This window comes from Mesorhizobium sp. BR1-1-3 (genome assembly GCF_020165455.1).
GTDB classification, from domain to species: Bacteria; Pseudomonadota; Alphaproteobacteria; order Rhizobiales; family Rhizobiaceae; genus Mesorhizobium; species Mesorhizobium ciceri.
Genome location: NZ_JAIUIC010000014.1, coordinates 143,933 through 168,542, shown reverse-complemented (window position 1 = coordinate 168,542; position 24,610 = coordinate 143,933). Strand labels below are relative to the sequence as shown.

22 protein-coding genes and 2 tRNA genes are annotated in these 24,610 nt (G+C 63.4%); 10 read left to right on the top strand and 14 right to left on the bottom strand.

What is annotated here, in order from left to right:
- Positions 1 to 30: 30 nt before the first annotated feature.
- The 8 genes from LB559_RS27005 to LB559_RS26970 all read right to left on the bottom strand — a co-directional run bounded on the left by LB559_RS27005 (position 31) and on the right by LB559_RS26970 (position 5,831).
- Positions 31 to 1,308, bottom strand: coding sequence for a beta-ketoacyl-ACP synthase (locus LB559_RS27005; protein WP_013531223.1), 1,278 nt, complete (start codon positions 1,306 to 1,308; stop codon positions 31 to 33).
- A gap of 43 nt (positions 1,309 to 1,351) precedes the next feature.
- Positions 1,352 to 2,542: a beta-ketoacyl-ACP synthase gene (locus LB559_RS27000; RefSeq protein ID WP_064993697.1), complete on the bottom strand. Its 1,191-nt coding sequence runs from the start codon at positions 2,540 to 2,542 to the stop codon at positions 1,352 to 1,354.
- Between the two features lie 56 nt (positions 2,543 to 2,598).
- Positions 2,599 to 2,880: an acyl carrier protein gene (locus LB559_RS26995; RefSeq protein ID WP_010909964.1), complete on the bottom strand. Its 282-nt coding sequence runs from the start codon at positions 2,878 to 2,880 to the stop codon at positions 2,599 to 2,601.
- Positions 2,881 to 3,110: 230 nt separating this feature from the next.
- Entirely contained in the window at positions 3,111 to 4,253 is a 1,143-nt protein-coding gene (locus tag LB559_RS26990) for a slipin family protein (RefSeq protein WP_224675399.1), read from the bottom strand.
- Between the two features lie 357 nt (positions 4,254 to 4,610).
- Positions 4,611 to 4,677 (bottom strand) — tRNA-Asn (locus LB559_RS26985).
- 1 nt (position 4,678) lies between these two features.
- Positions 4,679 to 4,752, bottom strand: a tRNA-Tyr gene (locus tag LB559_RS26980).
- A gap of 229 nt (positions 4,753 to 4,981) precedes the next feature.
- Complete coding sequence (locus LB559_RS26975; RefSeq protein WP_064993694.1) at positions 4,982 to 5,530, bottom strand: histidine phosphatase family protein; 549 nt, start codon at positions 5,528 to 5,530, stop codon at positions 4,982 to 4,984.
- Positions 5,531 to 5,633: 103 nt separating this feature from the next.
- Positions 5,634 to 5,831 carry a hypothetical protein gene (locus LB559_RS26970; protein ID WP_224675398.1) on the bottom strand — a complete coding sequence of 66 codons (198 nt, stop codon included), beginning with the start codon at positions 5,829 to 5,831 and terminating at the stop codon, positions 5,634 to 5,636.
- Positions 5,832 to 6,155: 324 nt separating this feature from the next.
- Here LB559_RS26970 and LB559_RS26965 point away from each other — a divergent pair, with 324 nt between their 5' ends.
- The 3 genes from LB559_RS26965 (at position 6,156) to LB559_RS26955 (ending at position 9,869) form a co-directional block, all read left to right on the top strand.
- Positions 6,156 to 7,106: an AEC family transporter gene (locus tag LB559_RS26965; RefSeq protein WP_224675397.1), complete on the top strand. Its 951-nt coding sequence runs from the start codon at positions 6,156 to 6,158 to the stop codon at positions 7,104 to 7,106.
- 190 nt (positions 7,107 to 7,296) lie between these two features.
- Positions 7,297 to 8,754, top strand: a complete 1,458-nt coding sequence (locus tag LB559_RS26960; protein ID WP_013531228.1) for an NAD-dependent succinate-semialdehyde dehydrogenase — start codon at positions 7,297 to 7,299, stop codon at positions 8,752 to 8,754.
- Positions 8,755 to 8,846: 92 nt separating this feature from the next.
- A complete protein-coding gene (locus LB559_RS26955) occupies positions 8,847 to 9,869 on the top strand; it encodes an aldose epimerase family protein (RefSeq protein ID WP_027160469.1) in 1,023 nt (340 codons plus the stop codon).
- 10 nt (positions 9,870 to 9,879) lie between these two features.
- Here LB559_RS26955 and LB559_RS26950 read toward each other — a convergent pair whose 3' ends face one another.
- Positions 9,880 to 10,800: a sugar kinase gene (locus tag LB559_RS26950; RefSeq protein ID WP_224675396.1), complete on the bottom strand. Its 921-nt coding sequence runs from the start codon at positions 10,798 to 10,800 to the stop codon at positions 9,880 to 9,882.
- A gap of 152 nt (positions 10,801 to 10,952) precedes the next feature.
- Here LB559_RS26950 and LB559_RS26945 point away from each other — a divergent pair, with 152 nt between their 5' ends.
- Positions 10,953 to 11,402: a FixH family protein gene (locus LB559_RS26945; protein WP_024503807.1), complete on the top strand. Its 450-nt coding sequence runs from the start codon at positions 10,953 to 10,955 to the stop codon at positions 11,400 to 11,402.
- Positions 11,403 to 11,409: 7 nt separating this feature from the next.
- Positions 11,410 to 12,609 (top strand): cytochrome-c peroxidase, encoded by a 1,200-nt coding sequence (locus LB559_RS26940; protein ID WP_063172348.1) that lies wholly within the window; start codon positions 11,410 to 11,412, stop codon positions 12,607 to 12,609.
- 1 nt (position 12,610) lies between these two features.
- On the opposite strand, the gene LB559_RS26935 is transcribed toward LB559_RS26940, so the two are convergent.
- On the bottom strand, positions 12,611 to 13,063 hold the full coding sequence (locus LB559_RS26935; protein ID WP_013531233.1) for an Lrp/AsnC family transcriptional regulator: 453 nt from the start codon (positions 13,061 to 13,063) through the stop codon (positions 12,611 to 12,613).
- 163 nt (positions 13,064 to 13,226) lie between these two features.
- On the opposite strand from LB559_RS26935, the gene putA reads away from it, so the two are divergent.
- Positions 13,227 to 16,838, top strand: coding sequence for a bifunctional proline dehydrogenase/L-glutamate gamma-semialdehyde dehydrogenase PutA (gene putA, locus LB559_RS26930; RefSeq protein WP_224675395.1), 3,612 nt, complete (start codon positions 13,227 to 13,229; stop codon positions 16,836 to 16,838).
- Positions 16,839 to 16,952: 114 nt separating this feature from the next.
- On the opposite strand, the gene LB559_RS26925 is transcribed toward putA, so the two are convergent.
- The 4 genes from LB559_RS26925 to LB559_RS26910 form a co-directional block, all read right to left on the bottom strand.
- A complete protein-coding gene (locus LB559_RS26925; protein WP_027039045.1) occupies positions 16,953 to 17,267 on the bottom strand; it encodes an antibiotic biosynthesis monooxygenase family protein in 315 nt (104 codons plus the stop codon).
- 62 nt (positions 17,268 to 17,329) lie between these two features.
- On the bottom strand, positions 17,330 to 18,163 hold the full coding sequence (locus LB559_RS26920; protein ID WP_224675394.1) for a TonB family protein: 834 nt from the start codon (positions 18,161 to 18,163) through the stop codon (positions 17,330 to 17,332).
- Between the two features lie 274 nt (positions 18,164 to 18,437).
- Entirely contained in the window at positions 18,438 to 18,881 is a 444-nt protein-coding gene (locus tag LB559_RS26915) for a hypothetical protein (protein ID WP_224675393.1), read from the bottom strand.
- 5 nt (positions 18,882 to 18,886) lie between these two features.
- Positions 18,887 to 21,085: a TonB-dependent hemoglobin/transferrin/lactoferrin family receptor gene (locus LB559_RS26910; RefSeq protein ID WP_224675392.1), complete on the bottom strand. Its 2,199-nt coding sequence runs from the start codon at positions 21,083 to 21,085 to the stop codon at positions 18,887 to 18,889.
- Positions 21,086 to 21,283: 198 nt separating this feature from the next.
- Here LB559_RS26910 and hemP point away from each other — a divergent pair, with 198 nt between their 5' ends.
- The 4 genes from hemP to LB559_RS26890 are packed head-to-tail and all read left to right on the top strand — an operon-like array spanning position 21,284 to position 24,604.
- Complete coding sequence (gene hemP, locus LB559_RS26905; protein ID WP_063172343.1) at positions 21,284 to 21,490, top strand: hemin uptake protein HemP; 207 nt, start codon at positions 21,284 to 21,286, stop codon at positions 21,488 to 21,490.
- A gap of 23 nt (positions 21,491 to 21,513) precedes the next feature.
- On the top strand, positions 21,514 to 22,575 hold the full coding sequence (locus tag LB559_RS26900) for a hemin-degrading factor (RefSeq protein WP_224675391.1): 1,062 nt from the start codon (positions 21,514 to 21,516) through the stop codon (positions 22,573 to 22,575).
- 11 nt (positions 22,576 to 22,586) lie between these two features.
- Positions 22,587 to 23,495, top strand: coding sequence for a hemin ABC transporter substrate-binding protein (locus LB559_RS26895; protein ID WP_224675390.1), 909 nt, complete (start codon positions 22,587 to 22,589; stop codon positions 23,493 to 23,495).
- Positions 23,496 to 23,506: 11 nt separating this feature from the next.
- Positions 23,507 to 24,604 carry a FecCD family ABC transporter permease gene (locus LB559_RS26890; protein WP_224675389.1) on the top strand — a complete coding sequence of 366 codons (1,098 nt, stop codon included), beginning with the start codon at positions 23,507 to 23,509 and terminating at the stop codon, positions 24,602 to 24,604.
- Positions 24,605 to 24,610 lie beyond the last annotated feature (6 nt).

The window sequence follows — 24,610 nt, the reverse complement described above, 5'->3', positions numbered from 1 at the left end:
TGTCGGTTCAGTCTGGCTGAAAAAGGTCGCTTAGACCGGTTCCCGCGCCATGACAAGGCAAGTGTTCTGGCCGCCGAAGCCGAAGGAGCTCGACAGAACGGTGCGGACCTCGGCGTTGCGCTTCTTGTTCGGCACCACGTCGAGCACGATCGCGGGGTCGGGATTGTCATAGTTGATGGTCGGCGGAATGACGCTTTCGCGCATCGTCATCAGCGAGAAAGCCGCCTCGACAGCGCCTGCCGCCGACAGTGTGTGACCGATCATCGATTTGTTCGACGAGACCGGCATCGAGCCGATCCGCTCGCCGAACACCGTCGACAGCGCCAGATGCTCCATCTTGTCGTTTTCGGGCGTCGAGGTGCCGTGGGCATTGACGTAGTCGATCTCGTCTTCACCCAGTCCGGCATCGACGAGGGCGGCGCGGACCGCGGCGATGGCCGGTGAAGCGTCCGGTTTGGAGCGGGTGCGGTGGAAGTCGTCGGCCTTCTCGCCGCAACCGCCCAGGACGCCGAGAATAGTCGCGCCGCGAGCCAATGCCGTCTCAAGCGATTCCAACACCAGCGCCCCGGATCCCTCGGCCAACACGAAGCCGTCGCGATCCCTGGAGAAGGGTTTCGACGCCTTTTCGGGGATGTCGTTGTGCGTGGAGAGCGCCGAAAGCAATGAGAAACGGATCAATGCCTCGGCGGTCGCGGAACCGTCCGCGCCGATCGACAGCGCACGGTCGCATTCGCCGCGTCGGATCGCCTCGACACCGAGCTGAATCGCGGTGGCGCCTGAAGCGCAAGCCGTCGACAGCGTGATCGGCAGACCACGCGTGCCAAGGCGATCGGCAAGGCGGCCGGCGATCGAACCGAACTGGGTGGTCTCGAAAATATCCAGCTCTTTCAAGCTACGCGCGACCCGAAGCAGTCTTTCGGCGGCGGTGTCATCCTTGTCCTTGTCAGAATTGTAGAGCGAGAAGCGCTCGGCCCAGTCGAGTTCGACTGGCGGCGATGCGAGGAAGAGCGGTCCGCCGAAATCGCTGGAATCAAGACCGGCTTCGCTCACCGCTTCTAAGCCCGCAAGCTCGGCTAGCTCATAGGTGAGTGGGCTGGCGCCTTTCGAGCTCGACGGCAGGAAATCGACCATGCCGGAGATGCGGGTGTTCAATTGATCGATGGGAAAGCGGGTGATCGGGTGAATGCCCGACTTGCCGGAGGTCAGTGCCGCCCAATTGTCTGATTTGCCGACGCCAAGCGAGGTCACCACGCCGATGCCGGTGACGGCGACGATCGGCCTGCCCATGTGATCTCTGAGATTGGCCATCCGGGAGCCCTCTTATCGTTGCAGCATGGATCGTGGAGCCGCGTTACGCGGCATTGACCAGCGCCATGCCCTCGAATTGGTGATAGCCGATCGCCGTTGCAAGGACGGATTGGGGAACGCCTTCGAACGGCGTCTCGGCTGCGGCATCAAAAACAGGATAGGCGGCCTTGCGGTCGACAGCGAGTGCCGCCAGTGCCACGGCGAAAGGAAACTGTGCTTCCTTCATGTGCCCGGTCAGCGTCGAGAAGCCACGCGCGGCGATCGCCGGATTGGCATCGAGCGCTGCCTTCTCGGCTGTTGTCGCCGCATGCGCCCCCGATGCGCCCGACAGGGTCAGCAATTTGCCGTTCGGCAATGCAGCCTGCTTGAGCAGTGCGGCGATCTCGGCGTCGAGTTCTCCCCGTGGCCGCCGGGCGCGGCCGGAGACGACCGGTCCAAGTTCTGCATAGATCTTGCGGCCGCGGCTCATCGCGTGTTCGCGCTGCTCCAGCACCAGGAAGGCGCCGCCGGAGCCGGTCACGACGCCCCCGCCCTCAGTGCCCTGTCTTTGCCAAACCGGCTTCCATGGGCCGCGATGCAGATAGCCGGCGAGTTCATAGCCGAGCAGCATATCGGAATGTTCGGTCTGGAAGGCGCCGCCGACCAGGATATGCGTCGACTGGCCCGAGCGGATGCGTGCGGCGGCCGTTTCAACCGCGGCGACACCGGCACCTTCCTCGCCCATGAAGGTTCTGGACGAACCGGTGACCTTGTGGACGATGGAGATGTTGCCGGCGAGCAGGTTGGACAATTGGGCCAGAAACAGTGTCGGGCGCAATTCGGTGGTCAATTTCTCGTTGAGCAGTACATCGCGGTCATTGCGGCTTTCCGAAGCGGCGAGAATGGCGGCATCGACCGCCTCGTCGCGCTCGCCGCCGCCCGCCGCCACAACCATGTCCATGGTCGCGCAGAGTTCGTCATCGCCCTTGATGCCGGCGTCGTCCAGTGCAAGGCCGGCAGCATAGGTGCCGAGCCTCTGCCAGGTTTCCATCTGGCGCTGATCGCCACGCTTGGCGATCTGCAGGTTCCAGTCGATCTCAGGCAGCGGATGGACAGTATAGGGTGCAAAGCGCGTCGCTTCGAGCACCGGCCGCGGGCCCGGTTGCGCGAGCTTCTGCCAGTGGGCGTCAGGACCTTCCCCCAGCGAGGAGACAAGGCCGATACCTGATATGACGACGTCGCGGGGGCTGCTCATGTGCGGCTTTGTGGGTCAGGCGGCAGAGCGCGTCAAGATCATGCGCTTAACTGACGTCAGGCGGTCTTGGCGGCGACCAGCGCGTCGATCTTGGCGCACAGGTTCTTCATGACGAAGTAATCGTCGGTCGAAGCCTTGCCGTCATTGACCTCCTGGGTCCACTTTTCCAGCGGCACCTTGATGCCGAATTCCTTGTCGATGGCAAAGACGATGTCGAGAAAATCGAGGCTGTCTATGCCGAGATCGTCAATCGTGTGGCTCTCGGGCGTGATGGTGTCGATATCGATCTCGCTGGTGTCGGCAATGATCTTGGCGACTTTGTCGAACGTGGTGGACAAGGGCTTTTCCTTCGGTTGCGGGCGGAATCTGTCCGCATCTTGTTTGGGCGCTGTCTAATCGGTTTTTTCCGGCAGGAAAAGGCCTGATACGCCGGGCGCAGATGGGTAGGGTTCCTTCGAAACGCAAGAAGGGGCGCCGGTTTACCCGGCGGCCCTTCTGTTGACGCAACGTCAGCCTTATTTCGATGCGTGTCGTTTTTCCAAAAGCGGAACACTTTTGGCGACATGCATCAGCTGTCGCGAAGCTTGACCAGATCGTTCAGCAGCCCGCCCGTTCCGTTGTGGACGGTCAGCCGCTCGACCTTGCCGGCGATGGTTTCCAGCGCCTCGAGCTCCTTCAGCCGCAGCATCACCGGGTTTTCCGCCATCACCCTGGCCGTGTTGAGGAGGGAACGGGTCGCGTTCGTCTCCTCGCGGCGACGGATGATGTTGGCCTCGGCCTGTTTTTCGGCCGACACCACCTGGTTGAGGATCTCGCGCATCTCGCCCGGCAGGATGACATCCTTGAGCGCGATATCGCTGACCTCCACGCCGATCTCGGCCATGTCGGCGCGGACCTTGGCTGCCGCTTCCTCATCGACCGTCACCTTCTTTTCGAGGATCTGATCGAGTGTCAGCGCGCCAAGCGTCTTGCGGAAGGCATATTGCAGGGCGCGGTAGAGGGCTTCGGAGAAGTCCTTCACCATGCTGACCGCCTTGACCGGATCGACGACCCGGTATTCGGCTGCGATGTTGACGCGGATCGTCACGCGATCCTTGGTCAGCACTTCCTGCCCGGCAACGTCGAGCGACTGGCGCTTGAGGTCGACGACCTTGATCTGCACCATGCGTCCGACGTTCCAGAAGCCATGCACGCCCGCCGTCAGCGTCCTGACCAGGACACCGTCGATGAACAGCAGTCCGGCCTGACCATCGACGACCGGATGGACGGACATCAATTCCGCCTTCCGGGCCTGGCCGAGCCGGCGCATGATCGCCGCATCGATGGCGAGATCGACTGACGTGTCGATCAGCGTCACCTTCCACGGGCCGGCATCCGTCCACAGCACGAGCTTGCGGTCCGGTGCCAGCACGGCGTGCAGATTGCCGTCACGCTCGATGACGGCGACATCCGTGCGCCCGGTGCGAACGACGGTGAAATGACGCGCGGCCACATCCGGAAGCTTGTCGAACAACGCCTTCTCGTATGCCGAAACGAATTCCGGGTTCTTCAGATCGTGCCGAGACACTTCGAGGCTGCCGCGCCGGTTGGCGAGCCAGTGCTCGCCCGGCAGCAGGACAGCCTTGATCTCCCCCTTGTGGAGGGCGAGGGCACGTTCGTTTTCCCTTACGAGGACGCGCTCGCGTCCAAGAACCTTGTCGAGAATGGTCATTGTCTTACTCCTGTCGGGCATGGCCCCATGCGAGGCGTCACGTCATGCGTCGATCTTCCCTTCGTTTCTCGTTTCACGTCGTCTCTTGCGTCGTAGCCCGGGCACGAATGATCCGGGGACTGGTGGCATCGAGCCGTGGCGGGCCTTCGGGAGCGGATCGCGGGGCAGCGAAGCGGGCGCAGGAGGCCTTAGCCTCCCTTGCCGGCGACACCGCGCCTTGATCGTCACCGCGGGCCTGGCCGCGAGCCGATGGCGAAAGACGCTTGGGATGATCCGCGCCCGAAGGCTTGGGTCACCCGTCCAGTCTTTCGCATTCCAGTCCCCGGACCGTTTTTCGGATGGCTTTTCAAGGCCAAATGGAGAAGGAATCGAACCTTCGACAGTCAGATTAACAATCTGATGCTCTAACCAAACTGAGCTATCCGTGGTGCAGATGAAGGGACTCGAACCCACAACCTCCGGATTATGTCCGGCGCTCTCCCCGTTGAGCTACATCCGCGATCCCAATCCCCAAAGCGGCGCCGTATGCAGGGCGGCAATGCCGCCTGCACGGGCGGAGACGAAAGCTCCAACCGTTGTGCTCGCTGCGGTTCTCGTGACCGGGAGCGCGCCTATAGCCCCTGCGACGGGTTGTCGCAAGCGGCATTGTCACGGCGAATTTGCGGCTTCTTTCAACGGTGACATTTCAGCAACACCGCTTTCGGCGTCAGCGATCGCGCGCAGCACGCTCAGAAGGTGACGCGGCCGAGCACGCGCAGGCCATCGCCTTGCGGCTCGACGACGACGGCCTCACCTTCGCGCGGTGAGATGCCGGTCAGTGCCACGATGTCTTCCAGATGGGTGACCATGACCAGATTGTCGGAGCCGGAATAGGCGCGGATTTCCTTCAGGATCGCAGCGATCTGCGCGGCCTTCTGCGTCTCGTCGCCTTTCAGGAGATCGAGCGGTGCAAAGAGTTCCGGGTCGGCCTCGAAGGCGATGCGGGCGGTGTCGAGGCAGCGGCAATAGCGGCTGGACAGCACGCGCTCGATCGGTGCCGCCCGAGCGGCAAACAGAGCGCCGATCTTGCTCGCCTGCTGCTTGCCGCGCGCCGACAGGTTCATCTGGGTGGCGCAGCTGTCGATGTCGAAATTGGCCGGATCGGTGGTGCCGGTGACCATGGCATGGCGCAGCAGCACGACGTGTCCGCCATCGCGCAGTAGCGCCCAGCCTGCGTCCGTGGCGTGGGCCACGCCGGGAACAACAAGCAGGAACAACGCCAAGGCAAATCGAATCATCCGCTATCCTTCTGCGGTTCCCGGCAAGGGGTTCCGGTGGCAGGACATATAGGGACGGTAAAGCCGACCGAAAGACAAGGCGCGGTGGGCGGGAAGCGTAGACCTACTTCTTCGCCATCTGCTTCTTCACCAGATCGACCTTCTGGTCGGTGAGAGGGATGGGCATGGTGTAGCCGGCTTCGGTAAAACCCTGCTTGGCGTTCTCGAAGAATCCGATCGCCTTTTGATATTCGGCCTTGCCGCCGCCATAGCTGGCCCGATTCCATCTGACATCCCCGAGATTGTTCTGCGCGAAGGCCATTGCATCGGAGGGCTTCCCTGGTGAATACCTTCAGCATCGCCGTGAATGCGGCCTCGATCGGCGACGCTGCGCGCGTCGCTTTTCGTCTCGGCAACTGCAAGCGCGGTCGCGGCAAGACAAAGCAGTGCGGCGACGAAAGCCGTCAGCCATGCCCGCTGCAAAAGACGGAGGTCCGAGAGTCGGACAAAGGCTATTTGTCGTCCGTGTCCGCCCTGATGATCCAAGCGCTCTATAACGCTGCCAGCCGACGACGATCAAATTCAGGCGCGATTGCGTCGCGGTCCTGGCTCGCCTATCACGGGGAACCCGCCCCTCACGGTAAAAATGTCTCCGCTCACCGAAACCGTTCTTTTCGTCTTCAGCCTTGTCGCGCTCGGCTACCTCGCCGGGCTCACCGGCTATCTGAAGCCGGCGAGCGGCGAGGGGATTTCGGAATTTGCCATCAACGTGGCGATGCCGCTGCTGCTGTTCCAGACGATGGTGAAGTCCGACTTCCACGGCGTGGCGCCTTGGCCGCTGTGGGGCGCTTACTTCACGGCGGTTGCAATGACATGGGCTGCCGGCCATCTGGTGACGACGCGGATCTTCGGGCGGGACGCACGCGCAGGCATCGTCGGTGGAGTGTCGTCGTCCTTCTCGAATGTGGTGCTGCTGGGCATTCCCTTCGTTCTCGGCGTATTCGGGTCCAAGGGATTCGAAGTGCTGTCGCTGCTCGTTTCCGTGCATCTGCCGACCATGATGATGGCTTCGATCATCATGTTCGAGATATTTGGCCGCGGTGGCAGTGAGCCCGTACACCCGCTGCGCATCGTCCAGAGCTTTCTTAGAAGACTGTTCACCAATCCCCTGATCATCGGTATCCTGGCCGGGCTGGCCTGGCGCCTAACCGGCGCGCCGCTGCCGAACCTTGCCACGCGGCTGGTCGATACGCTGGCTGACACTGCCGGGCCAGTGGCGCTGTTCGCCATGGGGCTCAGCCTGCGCCGTTTCGGCATATCGGGCAATGTCCGGCCGGCGTTGGCGCTTTCGGTGCTGAAGCTGTTCCTGATGCCGGCGCTGGTGCTGGTCTTCGTCTGGTTGCTCGGCATGCCGCCCTTGACGGCCAAGGTGGCGGTGATGGTGGCCGCGATGCCATCCGGCGTCAATTCCTATCTGATCGCGGTGCAGTTCAACACCGGCCAGGCGTTGGCGTCGAACCAGATGACCCTCGCCACGGCCTGCGCCGCCGTCACCACCGCGTTCTGGCTGACTGTTGTCTTGTACGTTTTCGGGTAAGGCATCGGTGTAAGCACGTCAGCCTGCTCTCGTCTCGCTCTGGCCCAAGCCCTATATGCCATCTTGCGATTGCTTGCGTGCCTTGCCCTCGGTAAAGAGCAGTGGCTCCGGCGTGCCGGCCTCAGTCCATGGCGCACGCGCACCGAAGATTTCACAGACCCGCCCGTCAGGGCGCCGAACGGAGGATAGCATGCTTCAGAAAACCAGCCATTTCATGCGGCAGGCCAATCTCATCAATGGCGAATGGGTGCAGGCCGACAGCGGCCAGACGGTCGACGTCAACAACCCGGCCACCGGTCTCAAGATCGGCACCGTGCCGAAGTCGGGCAAGGCCGAGACCCGCCGCGCCATCGAAGCCGCCGCGGAAGCTTTCAAGACCTGGCGCAAGACGACCGCGCTCGAGCGCTCGAAGCTGCTGCGCAAGCTGCACGACGCGATGATGGACAATCAGGACGTACTGGCCGAACTGCTGACCATCGAGCAGGGCAAGTCGCTGTTCGAATCGAAGGGGGAGATCGGCTCGGCCGCGTCCTACATATTGTGGTTCGCCGAGGAAGGTCGCCGCACCTATGGCGACGTCGTGCCGTCGCCATGGGCGGACCGCCGCATCCTGGTGACCAAGGAGCCGGTTGGCGTCATCGCCGCCATCACGCCGTGGAATTTTCCGTCCTCGATGCTGGCCCGCAAGCTCGGCCCGGCGCTCGCCGCCGGCTGCACCGCCGTGGTCAAGCCTGCGTCGCAGACGCCGTATTCGGGTCTCGCCTGGGGCGCGCTTGCAGAGGAAGTCGGGTTCCCCAAGGGCGTCGTCAACATCCTGACCGGTTCGGCCAGCGAGATCGGCGACGAGATCTGCGCCAATCCGCTGGTGTCGAAGATCACTTTCACCGGCTCGACCGAGGTCGGCAAGCTTCTCATCCAGAAGTCGTCGGTCACCGTCAAGAAGGTGTCGATGGAACTCGGCGGCAACGCGCCGTTCATCGTTTTCGACGACGCCGACCTCGAGCGTGCCGTCGCCGGCGCCATCACCGCCAAGTATCGCAATTCCGGCCAGACCTGCGTTTGCACCAACCGCTTCCTTGTCCAGGCAGGTGTCTATGACAAGTTCGTCGAGAAGCTCGCTGCCGCCAGCAACGCGCTGAAGGTCGGCTCCGGCCTCGAGGACGGCGTGCAGCAGGGGCCGCTGATCGACGAGAAGGCGGTCGAGAAGGTCGAGGAACTGATCGCCGACGCCACATCAAAGGGCGGCAAGATCGTTGCCGGCGGCAAGCGCCATGCGCTCGGCGGTTCGTTCTTCCAGCCGACGGTCATCGCCAACGCGACACCCAAGATGCGCTTCATGAAGGAAGAGATCTTTGGCCCGGTCGCACCGGTGTTCAAGTTCGAGACCGAAGAGGAAGCCGTCGCCCTCGCCAACGACACCGAATTCGGCCTTGCCTGCTACTTCTACACCGGTGACCTCGGCCGCGCCTTCCGAGTGATGGAAGGGCTGAAATACGGCATGGTCGGGGTCAATGAAGGCCTCATCACCACGCCGGAAGCGCCGTTCGGCGGCGTCAAGGAATCCGGCCTCGGCAAGGAAGGCGGGCATCAGGGCATCGAGGATTATCTCGACACCAAATATGTCTGCATCGGCGGCCTCGGCCTCTGATAGGCTATCCCTGGGATGGGGAGGCCGATGGCCTGCCCATCTCTCATGGAAAAACCAGCCGAAGTCTTCTGGATCAACTGGCATTTACGGGCATGGCGATGAAGGACGGCGAGGTTTTCGGCACGACGCAGGCTGGCGAGCAGGTGCGTCGCTTCACGATCAGGGGCGGCGGCATCACAGCCAACATCATCGGTCTGGGCGCGATCATCCAGGATTTGCGCCTGACCGGGCACGATGCTCCGCTGGTGCTCGGCTATGACAGTCTGGAAGGCTACGAGACGGATACGGCCTTCTTCGGTGCGGTCGTCGGCCGCTATGCCAACCGCATCCGCGACGGCCGCTTCACCATTGGCGGCAGCCGCTACCAGACCGAGCAAAACTTCCTCGACAAGCATACGCTGCATGGCGGCTCGCAAGGTTACTCCCACCGGGCGTGGACGGTTTCCTTGCATGGCAGGGATTTCGTCACGCTGACGCTGCACGATCCCGACGGCACGATGGGTTTTCCCGGCGCGCTCGACGTCACATGCACCTACCGGCTGAAGATCCCCGGCACGCTCAGCGTCGAGCTGACCGCCACCTGCGAGGAGCCGACGCTGTGCAATCTCACCCAGCATTCCTATTTCAACCTGGATGATGGCGGCGCAGGCGACATTCTCGACCACAGGATGATGCTGAATGCCGGCGCCTACCTGCCGGTCGATGGCGACATGATCCCCACAGGCGTGGTCAAGCCGGTTGACGGCACGCCATTCGATTTCCGCCAGGCGCGGCCGCTGCGCATGGAAACCGAGGGTGATCAACTGCCCTACGACCAGAATTTCTGCCTTGCTTCGGCACGCGGGCCGCTCAAGCAGGCGGCATGGACGCAGGGCGCCAGTTCCGGTGTCGAGATGGAGGTCTGGACCACCGAGCCCGGCGTCCAGCTCTATACCGGCCAGTATGTGACGCCGCGCACCGGGCTGGAAGGGCGGAACTACAAGGCCTTTTGCGGCTTCTGCCTGGAGCCGCAGATTTGGCCGGACGCGCCGAACCGGCCTTATTTCCCGCAAGCAACGCTGTGGCCGGGCGCGATCTACCACCACGTCACGGAATACAGGTTCCGCCTGCCCTAGTTTTCCGACCTTAGCCTTCGAAAGCCGCCCGCAGCGTCTCGAACGGCGCCAGCGCGCCGCGCACTTGCACCACGGCGGCGGCGACACGATGCGCACCGCGCGCGGCTTCCTGCGGGTCGTGGCCGGCGAGACGAGCCGCAAGATAGCCGCCGTTGAACGAATCGCCGGCGCCGGTCGTATCGGCGGGGGCGGCGACATGGATCGCCGGGACTTCGCGTAGTGTTTCTCCTTGGGCAATCAGGGCGGGCTGCTCGCCGTTCTTGACGACGACCTCGCTAACCAGTTGCCTGAGTCGCTCTGCGGTCGCTTGCGGTGTTGCATCGCCAAACAGCATCTGCTCGTCGGGGAAAGTCGGCAATGCGATGTCGGTGGCGGCAAGGGCTTCGACGATCGCTGCCTGTGCATTCTCGCGATTGCGCCAAAGCCGCGGCCGGTAGTTGGGATCGAAGGCGACAAGTGAACCGGCCGAGCGCGCCTTGGCGACGGCCGCCAGCAATACGGCGCGCGCGGCCTCATCCAGAATTGCCAAAGTGATTCCGGAAAAATAGACAAGCGCCTGATTTACCAGGTTTTTCGACAATGCAGCTGGGTCTGAGGCGAGCTGCCGCGCGGCGGCGTCGCCGCGCCAGTAGGTGAAGGAACGCTCGGCCCCGGTCAGCGTGATGGCATAGAGGCCAGGCCGTGCGCCCGCTATGATCGGGCTGGAGCCGATGCCGATGCCGTTCTGGCCTAAGAAATCGATCTGGGCTTGCGAGAACGGATCGTCGCCGAAGGCCGAGACATAGGTTGCCGGCCGCTCAGTGCTCAGCGCGTGCAGCGCCCACAGCGTGTTGAACGTGTCGCCGGCAAAGCCCATGCGCCAGTTCGGTCCGGTCTGGCCCGACAGTTCGAGCATGCATTCGCCGATCGAGGCGATGCCGGTTCCCGCCATCTACAATCCTCCAGTGCTTCCCGGTGCTGTAGCTTTTTGCCATCGGCAGCGCCATGCTTGGCAAGCAGGGTTTTTTCCGCCACAGCGTTTTCCCACAGGCTGGCGGGATGCGATCCGTTCGGCAGAGCGTTGTCTGCAGAAGAGGAACCGGTTTGGCATCGATATGGCGTTATCTTCTGGCGGGTCTTGGTCTGGCTGCCTTGCTGGTCGGCATTCTCGCGGTCGTCTTCCTGACGGCGCCGCGTTCGTCGCTGCCAGCCGGCCCGGATGTCGCGCGGACGAAGAAAACCGACAACGGGCTGTACGTGGCGAGTTTCGTGCCGGAACGGGGCGTGGTGCGGCAGGGCGAACTGGAATCCTGGCTGCTGACCCTGAAAACAAAGACAGGGGCTTCGGTGGAGCGCGCCGCGATCGCCATCTCCGGCGGCATGCCGCAACACAATCACGGCCTGCCGACCAGCCCGCAGGTCACCGATTACCTGGGCGAAGGCCGTTACCGCATCGAGGGGCTGAAATTCACCATGAGCGGCTGGTGGCAACTTCGTTTCGCCATCTCATCCGGCGCCGGCTCCGATACCGTACTGTTCAACGTGGTGCTGTGAGCGATCGATGAAGCGCCTTTTCCGCTTTCTGGCGCTGATGGTCGCCGTCGTCCTCGTGGGCTGCGGCAAGCCTGATTTTTCCGACGCAGAAAAGAAGACTATCGCTTCGCTGGCGCTGTCGTCGCTGCCGGCGCTCAAGGCCGACACCACCAATCGTTTTGCCGACGTGCCGGCCGCCGCCGCACTCGGCTCGACGCTGTTCTTCGATCAGGGCATGAGCGGTGACGGGTCGGTATCCTGTTCGACCTGCCACAAGATCGACCGCCAGTTCCAGGACGACCTGCCGCAGGCGGTCGGCGTCGGCCACACCAACCGGCGCACCATGCCGCTGGCCGGCGTGGCGCACGATCCCTGGTTCTTCTGGGATGGCCGTCGCGACAGCCTGTGGGCGCAAGCGTTGACGCCGCTCGAAAATCCGCTGGAGCAGGCGGGAAACCGCGCTGCCTACGCGCATTACATCAAGGCGCGCTTCGGCGAGCGCTATGAGCGCATTTTTGGGCCGCTGCCCGATTTTTCCGGCATGCCGTTGAATGCCAGCCCACTTGGAAACGATGCCGAGAAAGCAGCCTGGAATGCCATGAGCAGCGCGCAGCGCGACGCCATCAACGGTGTCTTCGTCAATATCGGCAAGGCGATTGCCGCCTTCGAACGCTCGATAGCGCCCATGCCCGCGCGCTTCGACCGCTTTGCGCTGGACCTCGCCACCGGTGCCGAGCCGAAGGGCGATGCTGTCTTTTCCAAACAAGAAGTCCTTGGGCTTAAACTGTTCATCGGCAAGGCCAATTGCGTGACCTGTCACAACGGCCCGCGCTTCACCGACAACAGCTTTCACAACACCGGCGTGCCGCCTGTTGCGGGCCTGCCGCCGGATCGCGGCCGCATCGATGCCGTGCACCAAGTCGAGGCCGACCCGTTCAACTGCCTTGGCGCCTATCGGGACGGCGACGTTGCCGCCTGCGGCGAACTGCGCTTCATGGTCAAGAATGCGCCACAACTCATCCGCGCCTACAAGACGCCGTCTCTGCGCGGAGCGGCAACGCGACCGCCCTATATGCATGCCGGGCAGTTTTTGTCGCTCGACGAGGTCGTGGCGCATTATGCGAAGGCCGCGCCCAGCGTCGAAGGGGTATCAGAGGTTCACCCGTTGGAGCTTTCAGACCGAGAACGCGCTGCTCTGGTGGCGTTCTTGAAGACGCTTTCGGAGTGATCTACCGATCCTTCACGGTCTCCATCGCCACAAAGGTCGAGGTCTGGGCGACATGGGGCAGGGCCGAGATGCGCTCGCCGAGGACGCGGCGGTAGGCGGCGATGTCCCTGGTGCGGACTTTCAGCAGATAATCGAAGCTCGATGCCATCATGTGGCACTGTTCGATCTCCGGCACAGCCTGTACGGACCGGTTGAAGGCGTCGAGCGCGGCGGATCTGGTGTCGGACAATTTCACCTGGACGAATGCGACATGGCCTTCGCCCATGCGCTCGCGGTCGACGATCGCCTGGTAGCCTCTGATATAGCCGTCCTTCTCAAGCCGCTTCACCCGCGCCTGCACCGGCGTCTTCGACAGGCCGACCTTCGCGGCTAGTTCTGACATGGAAAGCCGGCCATCGCTTGCAAGTGCGGCCAGGATATTCCGATCTATGCGGTCCAATTGGTCTTCTGTCATCGAAATCGCAGTCCAAATGTCAGTTATATGCCGCTAGGATAGATCGAATGACCTACAGTGTCGATTTCTTTGGACCGGCCGAAATTTTGCACTTGTGCTAGCTTGCGCCATTCGGTCCGGTGACCGCCGGCCCGATCCCCTTTGCTCGATCCACGGGACCGCCATGCCAGCGCTCGATGCCATCCGCCAGCAGATCCGCGCCAACTACCTGCCCGACGAAGACGAGGCCGTGAAGCGGCTTGCCGAGGCGACGGGGCTCTCCGGGAAAGACCGCAAGGCGATCTCGGCTCGTGCCGCCGATCTGGTGCGCGCGGTGCGCGGTTCGTCGGATCCAAGGCTGATGGAAGTCTTCCTCTCCGCTTACGGTCTCTCCACCAAGGAAGGCGTGGCGCTGATGTGCCTGGCCGAGGCACTGCTGCGCGTGCCCGATACCGAGACGATGGACGACCTCATCGCCGACAAGATCGCGCCGCACGACTGGTCGGCGCATTCGGGCGGTTCGAGCTCCATCTTCGTCAACGCCTCGACCTGGGCGCTGATGCTGACCGGCCGCGTCCTCGACGAAGGCGAGGGCGGCATCGAGGGCACGCTGCGTTCTATGGTGCGGCGGCTGGGCGAGCCGGTCATCCGCAAGGCGGTGGCCGCCGCCATGCGCGAGATGGGCGAGCAGTTCGTGCTCGGCCGCACCATCACTGAAGCCGTCAAGCGCGGCCGGCCGATGACCCAAAAGGGTTATCTCTATTCCTTCGACATGCTGGGCGAGGCGGCCCGCACCGAGGCCGACGCCTTGCGCTATCACAAGGCCTATGCCGACGCGATTTCGTCGCTCGATTCCGGCTCCAACGGTCCTGATATCAGGCAGAACCACGGCATCTCGGTCAAGCTTTCGGCACTGCATCCGCGTTACGAGGTGGCGCAGAAGGACGAGATGCTGCCTGTGATGGCTGAGCGGCTCTTGTCGCTGGCGCTGGCCGCGCGCCACTCGCGCATGGGTCTCAACATCGACGCCGAGGAGGCTGACCGCCTCGATCTGTCGCTCGACGTCATCGAGCGGGTGCTGGCCGAGCCGGAGCTCGCCGGCTGGAACGGGTTTGGCGTGGTGGTGCAGGCGTATGGGCCACGCGCGGCCTTCGCCATCGACTGGCTCTATGCGCTGGCCAAGAAATACGACCGCAACATCATGGTTCGGCTGGTCAAGGGCGCCTATTGGGACACCGAGATCAAGCGGGGGCAGACGTTGGGACTCACCGGCTATCCCGTCTTCACCCGCAAGGCCAACACCGACGTCTCCTACATGGCTTGCGCCAAGAAGCTGCTTGGCATGACCGACCGCATCTACCCGCAGTTCGCCACCCACAACGCCCATACCGTCGCCGCCATTCTGTCGATGGCTGACAATCGCGACGCCTTCGAGTTCCAGCGCCTGCACGGCATGGGTGAGGCGCTGCACGAGACGGTGCGACGGTCCGAAGGCACGCGCTGCCGTATCTATGCACCGGTCGGAGCGCATTCCGATCTACTGGCCTATCTGGTGCGCCGGCTGCTGGAGAACGGCGCCAACTCCTCCTTCGTGCACCAGCTGACCGATGAGGATGTCGAGCCGGAGGACATTGCGCGCGATCCGCTCGAGACGGTCGAAAGCCAGGGTCCGGCAGTCAATCCGGCGATTGCCCGGCCTTCCCAGATTTTTGGAGCCGGGCGTCGCAATTCGAAAGGATTCGACATCACCGACACGGTGACGCTGGCGGCGATCGACAAGGCCAGGGCGGCCTTCGCCGGGCCGGATCGCTGGCATGCCAAGCCGATTACGCGGGCCGCCGGCTATGGCAAGCAGCGTCCGATCGTCAACCCGGCAAAGCCTTCCGAAGTGGTCGGCACGGTCAGCGAAGCAGCTGCCAAGCAAGTCGCGACCGCCGTGCGCTTTGCGGTGGAAGCGCAACCGGCCTGGGCGAAGCGTCCCGTCGCCGAGCGCGCCGCCATCCTCAACCGTGCCGCCGATCTCTATGAGGCGAATGCCGTCGAGTTCTTTGCACTCGCCACCCGCGAGGCCGGCAAATCGCTGGCCGACGGCGTCGCCGAGGTGCGTGAAGCCGTCGACTTCCTGCGCTACTACGCCACTGAGGCGGCCAATGCGGAGGCGGGCACGCAAGCGCGCGGCGCCATTGTCTGCATTTCGCCGTGGAATTTCCCGCTCGCCATCTTCACCGGCCAGATCGCGGCAGCGCTCGTCACCGGCAATTCGGTGATCGCCAAGCCGGCCGAGCAGACGCCGCTGATCGCCTTCCGCGCCGTCGAACTGCTGCGCGAGGCCGGCGTGCCGGAAGACGTCATCCAGTTGCTCCCTGGCGACGGCCCATCGGTCGGCGGGCCGCTCACCGCCGATCCGCGCATCGCTGGCGTCTGCTTCACAGGTTCGACCGAGGTTGCCAAGCTGATCGAGAAGCAGCTGGCCGAGACGGCCGCGCCCGACGCCATGCTGATCGCCGAGACCGGCGGCCTCAACGCCATGATCGTCGATTCCACCGCGCTGCCCGAACAGGCGGTGCGCGATATCCTCGCCTCCGCCTTCCAGAGTGCCGGCCAGCGCTGCTCGGCGCTGCGCGTACTCTACGTGCAGAAGGACGTCGAGAAGAAGATGCTGGAGATGCTGAAGGGCGCCATGGAGGCGCTCAACGTCGGCGATCCCTGGCGGATTTCGACCGATGTCGGCCCGGTTATCGACGACGAGGCGCAAAGCTCGATCCGCGAGTATTGCACGAAGATGGGCCTGCAGGGCAGGCTGATCGCCAAGCTCGAGGCGCCCAGGGAAGGTCGCTTCGTCGCGCCGCATGTCTTCCGGGTCAAGGGTATCGAGGACATGGAGCGCGAGGTGTTCGGGCCGGTGCTGCATGTCGCCAGTTTCGACGCCGACCAGATCGACGCCGTCATCGCCGCCATCAACCGCAAGGGTTATGGCCTGACCTTCGGCCTGCACACCCGCATCGAGGGCCGCGTGCAGCATTTCGTCGATGGCATCCATGCCGGCAACATCTATGTCAACCGCAACCAGATCGGCGCCGTCGTCGGTTCGCAGCCGTTTGGCGGCGAGGGGCTTTCCGGCACCGGGCCGAAGGCCGGCGGTCCGCACTATCTCCGCCGCTTCCGCAAGGGGCCGGAGGCCGGCACCCATGTGCAGGATGGCCACAAGGTCACGGCGACCGAGCTTGCCGACAATCTGCCTGATCCCACACTTGGCGGCTGGTCGACGCGTCCGGACCGGATCGCCATTCTGAGGAAGCATCTGCGCGGCAAGGGTGCTGCGGCCATTGGTGCGGCCGCCGGCATCGATTTCGGCCAGGTCGACCTGCCCGGGCCGACCGGCGAAGCCAACACGCTCTCGCTGTCGCCACGTGGACGGGTGCTGTGCCTTGGTCCCGATGGTGATACGCTGCTGGCGCAGACGATCCAGGCGCTCGCCGCCGGCAACGCCGTGCTGGCCGTTGCACCGGGTGCACCGGCGGCCCTTTCCGCTCTGACCGGCAAGGGCCTCCCACTGGCCGTCATCGACGGGCGGCCTGATCCGGTCGAGGCACGCTCGCTGCGCGTCGATATCGTTGCTTTTTCCGGCACACCAGAGGCCGCGCGCATCGTGCGCAGGGTTATCGCTGATCGCTCAGGCCCGATCGTGCCGCTGGTCAGCGAAGTGTTGAACCCGGCGGCTTATGCACATGAGCGGGCCGTCTGCGTCGACACCACCGCCGCGGGCGGCAATGCGAGCTTGCTGGCCGGAGCCTGACTCCGGCCGGTCGTTAGAGCCATTCACCGTTTCGTGGAAACAGTGAATGTCTCTATCTCTTTTGTTTTATGCATGTCGTTGTCCCAAACCGGGACCACTTTTGGGCAACATGCATTACGCGCCTTCGACGACCGAAAAACCCTCGAACTGGGGGTGGCCGAGATAGTGGACCTTCGTCGTGCCGACATTCCTGTGGGCGGCGCGGAAATTCTCGGACTTGGTCCAGGCGATGAAATCATCGTGGCTCGCCCACACCGTGTGCGATGCAAACAGCGTGTAGCCTTCGGTCTCGTTGACCGGGCCTCGCAGCAGGTGGAATTCGCGGAACCCCTTCATCTCCGCAAGGCTGGAATCGCGGTTCTTCCACACGGCCTCGAAATCGTTCTCCGAGCCGGTCTGCACCTTGAAGCGGTTCATGGCGATGTACATGGTGGTTTCCTCTCACAGGGATGTTGATGATTTGCGGCCGCAGCGTTTTGTTCTGCGCACATTCAAAATGGGCCGATTTCGGTCTCGAACTCCAAACTTGCGCTTGCTGCCTGTGGTGGAATCGAAGGGAAGGGGGCTGCTTTGCGGATAATGCCAAGCGCCGCCTGATCGAAAGCCGCCGACCCTGAGGTCTCCAGGATGCGCAACTCATTTATGTTGCCCTTCCTGCCTATGACGAATTTAACAACCGCATTGTTGCGTGCCGCCAGTTGTAGGGACGGCGGCAGAGTGCGATTGACGCTGCCGAGCTTTCTAAAGACATCGCCGCGGTAGTTATCTTCCGCGGCAGTGCCTGCCTCGTTTTGCCTTTTGCCCTTGCTGGCCGCTTGCGCCGACAGGTCCTGGCCATCCGCCGTGCCGCGCTTTTCATCCGCCGTCTTTGAAGGGGCAGCTGCCGGACTGGGCCTCGCGCTGGGGATCGGCGGCTGTTCTGGAACGGCGACAGGCGCCTCGGTGCTCCTGGGCTGAACGGTCGGCTGTGCCGGCGCTTCGGTCTTGGGAGCCACGCTCTGATCATCGGGGCGAGGGGCGCCGGCCACCAGTATGTCCGGGGTGACCGCCTGCGGTTTGACAGCTTCCGGCAAAGACTTGAGCGGCGGCTTTGCCGCTTCCGCGGCAGGTTGGGAGGCCTCCGTTGGCTGCGACGGCTTGGGCGGTGTTGCCGGCTGTGGTTTGGCCGGTTGCGGGCTGGGCACCAGTGCAACGTTTATTGCCGTCGGGTCCTTGTCCAGCGCGCTGCCGACCACGTTGGTGCCCGACTGATCACTGCCTTCCGGCTGCTCGGCATTCTGGGAACTCGAAATCCCCGAAGGCGAGATCAGAAAAGCCGCCGCCACGGCGGCGTGGAGCGCGCAGGAGACGACGATCGCCGCCGTCCATTTGCGGTTCCAAGCCGATGGCCGCGGCAGCGCGAGCGGCTCGGTTGGCTCTATCGCCAGCTCGGCGCCGGCTTCGGGGAGGGGGCTGATATCCTGCATGTCTCGCCGCGAGACCTGCAGCGACAAGAGCAGAATTGTCAAATCAAGATCGTTCGCTCGCAGCGGCAGTCGGCAGTGGCCGGCAGCTGGCCACGCCGCTTTGTTTTGCAGGAATGCGGGATGCAGTCCCACCTCAGACGCCGAAGGCGATACCGGTCTTGGTGTCCGTCTTCAGCTTGCGTATGCAGGCGTTCGGCTCGACGCCGGTACCGGTGCATTCGGTCGCGCTGTTGATCAGCACGCGGCTGACTTTCGAGCACTCGGTGCCGGCCAGATCGAAACGCGTCACCTTGGTTTTGCCCGCCGGCAATTCATTGAAATCGAGCACGGTCAGCCGGTCGACGACGCCTGCCTCGTTGAACAAGGCGATCTCGAAGGCGGCCTTGGACAGGTCGGCGCCGAGATTGTTGTTGACCACGAACGTCAGGCGGCAACCCTTGTCGGAAGGTTGCGCACCATTGAGTTCCAGGGTGAGCGCAGGGACCGGCGCGGACTCTTGCGCCCACGCCGAAACCATCGCAAGCGACATCGCCAGCATCGAGGTCAGCAGACGAAGGGGTGTCGTCAAGCTCGTCATGGCAATCAGCCTCCAAACCGCATCGTTGCCGCCAGCTTCAGCGTTATGCCGGGCTCGTAGGCCGCGAAAACCGGCTGCGGCGGCTGGCCGGCCGTAGTCAGGTTGAGCGGGTTGGCGTATTTGACATCGAACAGATTGTCGGCGCGGAAATCAATCTTCAAATTGTCCGTCGCCTGGTAGCTGGCAAAGGCATTGACCAGCGTGTAGTCCTCGGCGATCGGATTGCCCTTGGGCTTGCCATTGTATTGCACTTCGCCGCCGACGGTCAGCTTGTCCTCGAGGAAGCGCAAGCCGAGCTGCGCGGTGACCTGGGATGATGGGATCGTGGCGAGATCCGCTTCCACACCCTTGTAGGAAATGGTGTGACCATTGGTGATTGAAGCCGAGAGCCCGGCATAGCCCCATCCGGCATCATAGACGCCCTCCAGTTCGAAGCCGTCGATCTTGGCCTTGGCAAAATTCTGGTACTGGAAGCATATCGGGATACCGGGTCCGCTCGGGCAACCGGCTGTCGGGTCAAACCGCGACAGGGTAACGCCATCGATGTAATCTTCGACATCATTGTTGAAATACGCTGCCTTGATGCGCAGCGCATCGCCGGCTTCGAGGATGTCGTTCTGCTTGTAGTTGACGCCGAATTCGGTCGTCTTGCCGGTTTCCGGCCGCAGATTGGGATTGGGCAGGAACGGAAAGCTGACGCCTGCCGGATGATTGCCGCTGATCAGCGTCTCGGTGATCGATGGCGAGCGATAGCCCTCGGCATAGGTGCCATAAAACTGAAGGCCGGCAAGGCCTGCGGATTCGAACGGGGAGACGCCGACGGTGATGCGCGGCGATACCCTGTCGCCGGAAATGTCGTGGGTGTCATCTTTGAGGCTGTAGTTGTCGTAACGCAGCCCGGCGATGACTTCGAGCCACTCCCAGGTGAGCTTGTCCTGGACATAGGCGCCCGAAACGTTGCGCTTGCCCGAAGGCGTGTAGAAACTGTCGCCACCAGCCGCGCCGCCTGTCTTGACATTGTCGCCGGCCCAGTCGCCGCCATATGTCAGCTCGTGCGCGATCCCACTCGTCTCGAACCGGGACGTGTTCCAGAGGTCGATGCTGGTCGTGCCGATGTCGAATGTCGACGTCGAGCCAGCCGGCAAGACAACGGGAAGGCCGGTGACCGGATCAAAGCGGTTTTGCGGGACAAGGCTGGTCAGATCGAGGTTGGTCTTGTTGTAGGAGGTGTTGATGTGGAGATCGAGCCAGCTCTTGTCCTCATCCGTGATGTTGTAGCGCGCCGTGAAGGTGTTCGACTTCAGGTCGACGTCATTGACCGGCGCACCGCCGCTGATCTCGTTCCAGCCATCGCTTGAGCCGACCCAGCCGAGCTTCAGTTCGCTGTTGTCGGTCGGGCGTATGCTGGTCTTGAGCAGTCCGCTCAGCACGTCGAAGCCGGTGCCCTTGACGGTGTCGCCGCCGCCATCCTTGTAGTCGTCATAGTCGCGGTAGACGATGTTGCCCAGCACGTCCCAATTCTCGTTAATGCGGTAGGCGCCGGATGCACTTGCGGTCCAGCCCTTGCCGTTGCTCTCATAGCGTCCCGTGACGGAACCGGCCCATGTTTCGTCAGGCTTGAGGAAATCCTCGGCATCCTTGGTGTCGAAGAAGACGACGCCGCCGATGGCGCCCGAGCCGTAGGTGTTGGCTACAGGACCACGGATAACATCCACGGATTTGACGAGTTCGGGGTCGATGTAGAAGGTCGACTGCGTGCCGTGGTCGGAGCGTTGGAAATTCTGTCGTGCGCCATCGACGATGACTGCGACGCGACCGAAATCCTGCAGGCCGCGGATGTTGATGCTGGTGCTGACGCGCCTGGCGTCGACCTGCGCCGCGACACCGGGCACGCCGAGCAGCATCTCATTGGGCGTCGTCGCCATGCGGCGGTCGAGCTGTTCCTGGCCGACATGGCTGGCCGATGCCAGCGATTCGATCGCCGTCTCGCCGGTGCGGCTGATGACGAGGATCTTGTCGAGCAGCGTTGCTCCCGCTGGTGCTGCCTTTTCCTCTTCAGCCTTCTTCGTTTGATCTGTCGGCTGCGCCGCCTGCTGGGCGTTGGCCAGTTGCGCCGATAAGGCAATCGCCGCCACACTTGCCAGCAATGCCGCCGCGCCGTTCGCAGCCGACCGGCCGCGCCATTCCCAAGTCACAAACCCCATGCCCCAACTCCAAAGTCCAGGTTTGATGCTGGCTGGCCCGGGGCTGGCTGGCATTTTTGATCGTCGCCGGCGTCTTAAATGTTGACTCATTTAATCCGGTATTGCACTGACTAGTAAACATGATTATTCAAGTCAAGAAATGAATCGGATTACGCAACGCCTAGCCAGACGCCCGGCACAGGAAAGGGATCCATCCAGATGAACACCCACAATCCCAACGATTTTCGCTATCGCGTCCGCCGTTCCGACGATGCCTCCCCCCGTTTCGACCGGGTTCCGCTGGCGGTACGAACCCTTTCCAGCAACACCCTGTTCCAGGGCGAGCACGAGATAGGCATCGAGCATCACGGTGCACTCTACCGGCTGAAGATCACCCGCCAGGGCAAGCTCATTCTCAACAAGTAAGACAAGGCAACAGGGACCGAGACATGGATCAGCGCGTAAAATCCGCCCCGCATGAAATCCGGCGGGCACGGACAGACAATCCGAAGACGCGCGAGCGTGATCTGGCTGCCCATCTCGGCATTTCGGAAGCCGAACTGGTCGCGGCGCATTGCGGGGACGGCGTCGTCCGCATCGAGCCGCGCGTCAACGATCTTCTGACCGGCCTCGAGGCCGTCGGCGAGGTCATGGCGCTGACCCGCAATGAAAGCGCGGTGCACGAGAAGATCGGCGTCTATGACAAGGTCGTCACCGGCACCCACAATGCCATGGTGCTTGGCGAAAACATCGACTTGCGCATCTTCCCGAAGGTCTGGGCACACGGCTTTGCCGTCGAGAAGCGCGACGGCGACGAAATCCGCCGCAGCCTCCAGTTCTTCGATGCGGCAGGCGAGGCCGTGCACAAGGTGCATCTGCGGCCGGCCTCCAGCCTCTATGCCTATCAGAAGCTGGTCGCCGCGCTCGAATCGTCCAACCAGGAACCGACGGTCGACATCTCGGGGCCACTCCCCGATGACGAGATCCATGGCGACGAAGCGGCCGCCAATCTCGACGATCTGCGTGACCGCTGGAGCCGGCTGACCGATGTGCACCAGTTCTTTGGTATGCTGAAGACGCTGAAACTAAGCCGCCGGCAGGCGGTGCGCCTGGTTGGGCAGGACTATGCCTGGCAGCTCGACAATGAGGCGGTCCGGGCCATGTTTCATCATGCCGCGGAGGGCGAGATGCCGATCATGTGCTTTGTGGGAAACCGCGGCTGCATCCAGATCCATTCCGGTCCGATCAAGTCGATCAAGCCGATGGGACCATGGATCAACGTGCTGGACGAAACCTTCCACCTGCATCTGCGCACCGACCACATCCACGAGGTCTGGGCCGTGCGCAAGCCGACCAAGGACGGTCATGTCACCTCGCTCGAGGTCTATGACGCCGACGGCAAGATGATCATCCAGTTCTTCGGCAAGCGTCATGAAGGCGAAAGCGAGCGAGACGACTGGCGCTTCCTGGCGGAAAACCTGCCGCGCATCCCAAGCCCGACCGCAGCCTGAGAAAAAATGCTATGAGTGTTTTCCCAAGATTGTCGGCTGTGCGCGGATCTATTTTGGGGCCGGTGATCGGTCTCTCCATGGCTGTTATCGCACTGCAACCCGCCAGCGCCGCGGAAGGCACGGCCGTGTTTGCCGATCCTTCAAAGATCGTGGCCATTGGCGGCTCGATCACCGAGATCGTCTATGCTCTCGGCCAGGAAAAGCATCTGGTGGCACGCGATTCCACCAGCCGGTTCCCAAAGGCGGCGCTTGAGCTGCCCGATGTCGGCTATATGCGCGCGCTGTCGCCGGAGGGTGTGCTGTCGGTCGACCCGACCGGCATCCTGGCGCTGCATGGCAGCGGCCCCAAGGAAGCAGTCGATGTCTTGAAGAAGACGAGCGTGCCGTTCATCGAGGTGCCCGAGCACTACAGCCACGAAGGCATTCTCGAGAAGGTCCGCATCGTCGGCAAGGCGCTCGGCGTCGACGCCAAGGCCGAGGTGCTGGCCAAGGAGATCGATGCCAAGCTCACGGCCGCCGAGAAGCAGACGGCTTCGATCAAGGAGCGCAAGCGCATCCTGTTCGTGCTGTCGATACAGGGTGGCAAGATTCTGGCGGCCGGCAGCGAGACCGCCGCCGACGGCATGGTCAAGCTGGCCGGCGGCGTCAACGCGGTCGAGGGCTTTTCCGGCTACAAGCAGATGTCCGACGAGGCGATCATAACCGCCAGGCCGGACGTGATCCTGATGATGAGCAATGCCGGGCCTCCGGTTTCGGACGACGAACTGTTCGGCAATCCGTCGATCGCCTCCACGCCGGCCGGAACGGCGCACAAGCTGATCCGCATCGACGGCGCCTATCTGCTCGGCTTCGGGCCGCGCACGGCTGATGCCATCCACGACCTCGCTGTCTCGCTTTATGGCGGGCAGGTCACGGACTGAGCAGGCAGATCATGGTCGATCAATCGATCGCCGGCCCGGTGATGGCAAGCGTATCCGAAGGCGACCGGTCGGGCCGCGCCCGCATCGTCATCCTTCTGCTGTGCCTGGGGCTCGCGGCTGCCGTTTTTCTGTCGCTGACATCGGGGGCTTCGGACGCATCGGTCGCCAACGTCATCGGGGGCCAGCTGTTCGGCGCAGTGCCTGACGACGCCGCGTTGAGCGCCCGCGACAGCCTGATCGTCTATGACATCCGCCTGCCGCGCGTCATCCTTGGCATGCTGGTCGGCGCGGCGCTCGCCGTCTCGGGCGCGGTCATGCAGGGGCTGTTCCGCAATCCGCTGGCGGACCCCGGCCTGATCGGCGTCTCGGCCGGCTCCAGCCTCGGCGCGGTTGCCGTCATCGTGCTCGGCGCGACGATATTGGCTCCGGTGACAGTCTTGCTCGGCACGCTTGCCCTGCCGCTGGCGGCCTTCTGTGGCGGGCTCGCCACCACGCTGATGCTCTATCAGGTCGCGACGCGGCGGGGGCAAACCTCGGTTGCCACAATGCTGCTCGCCGGCATCGCGCTGGCGGCACTCGCCATGGCGCTGACCGGCATCCTTATCTTCATGGCCGACGATCGCCAGTTGCGCGACCTGACCTTCTGGCAACTCGGATCGCTCGGTGGTGCGACCTGGGCGAAGATCGCGTCGGTAGGGCCGATCATCGTCCTGGCGCTGGCGGCGATGCCGTTCCTGGCACGCGGCCTCAACGCGCTGGCGCTTGGCGAGGCGACCGCCGGTCATCTCGGCATTCCGGTGCAGCGGCTGAAATACACGGCCATCGTCGGCGTCTCCGCCGCGGTCGGCGCATCCGTCGCCGTCAGCGGCGGCATCGGCTTCGTCGGCATCGTGGTGCCGCATCTGCTGCGCCTGCTGATTGGTCCGGACAATCGCTATCTGCTGCCGGCGTCGGCGCTGCTCGGCGCCTCGCTGCTGCTTCTGGCCGATGCGGTCGCACGCACCATCGTTGCGCCGGCCGAACTGCCGATAGGCATCGTCACCGCGATAGCGGGCGCGCCGTTCTTCCTTTGGATCCTGCTGCGCAAGCGCGGCGTGGTTGATTTGTGAGGCTTG

Coding starts and splice junctions, on each gene's coding strand:
- LB559_RS26895 (WP_224675390.1), top strand. CDS start 22,587: ATGAGTGTTTTCCCAAGATTGTCGGCTGTGCGCGGATCTATTTTGGGG.
- putA (WP_224675395.1), top strand. CDS start 13,227: ATGCCAGCGCTCGATGCCATCCGCCAGCAGATCCGCGCCAACTACCTG.
- LB559_RS26910 (WP_224675392.1), bottom strand. CDS start 21,085: ATGGGGTTTGTGACTTGGGAATGGCGCGGCCGGTCGGCTGCGAACGGC.
- LB559_RS26935 (WP_013531233.1), bottom strand. CDS start 13,063: ATGACAGAAGACCAATTGGACCGCATAGATCGGAATATCCTGGCCGCA.
- LB559_RS26915 (WP_224675393.1), bottom strand. CDS start 18,881: ATGACGAGCTTGACGACACCCCTTCGTCTGCTGACCTCGATGCTGGCG.
- LB559_RS26925 (WP_027039045.1), bottom strand. CDS start 17,267: ATGTACATCGCCATGAACCGCTTCAAGGTGCAGACCGGCTCGGAGAAC.
- LB559_RS26955 (WP_027160469.1), top strand. CDS start 8,847: ATGGCGATGAAGGACGGCGAGGTTTTCGGCACGACGCAGGCTGGCGAG.
- LB559_RS26965 (WP_224675397.1), top strand. CDS start 6,156: ATGTCTCCGCTCACCGAAACCGTTCTTTTCGTCTTCAGCCTTGTCGCG.
- LB559_RS26990 (WP_224675399.1), bottom strand. CDS start 4,253: ATGACCATTCTCGACAAGGTTCTTGGACGCGAGCGCGTCCTCGTAAGG.
- LB559_RS26960 (WP_013531228.1), top strand. CDS start 7,297: ATGCTTCAGAAAACCAGCCATTTCATGCGGCAGGCCAATCTCATCAAT.
- hemP (WP_063172343.1), top strand. CDS start 21,284: ATGAACACCCACAATCCCAACGATTTTCGCTATCGCGTCCGCCGTTCC.
- LB559_RS26970 (WP_224675398.1), bottom strand. CDS start 5,831: ATGGCCTTCGCGCAGAACAATCTCGGGGATGTCAGATGGAATCGGGCC.
- LB559_RS26940 (WP_063172348.1), top strand. CDS start 11,410: ATGAAGCGCCTTTTCCGCTTTCTGGCGCTGATGGTCGCCGTCGTCCTC.
- LB559_RS26900 (WP_224675391.1), top strand. CDS start 21,514: ATGGATCAGCGCGTAAAATCCGCCCCGCATGAAATCCGGCGGGCACGG.
- LB559_RS27000 (WP_064993697.1), bottom strand. CDS start 2,542: ATGAGCAGCCCCCGCGACGTCGTCATATCAGGTATCGGCCTTGTCTCC.
- LB559_RS26950 (WP_224675396.1), bottom strand. CDS start 10,800: ATGGCGGGAACCGGCATCGCCTCGATCGGCGAATGCATGCTCGAACTG.
- LB559_RS26890 (WP_224675389.1), top strand. CDS start 23,507: ATGGTCGATCAATCGATCGCCGGCCCGGTGATGGCAAGCGTATCCGAA.
- LB559_RS27005 (WP_013531223.1), bottom strand. CDS start 1,308: ATGGCCAATCTCAGAGATCACATGGGCAGGCCGATCGTCGCCGTCACC.
- LB559_RS26975 (WP_064993694.1), bottom strand. CDS start 5,530: ATGATTCGATTTGCCTTGGCGTTGTTCCTGCTTGTTGTTCCCGGCGTG.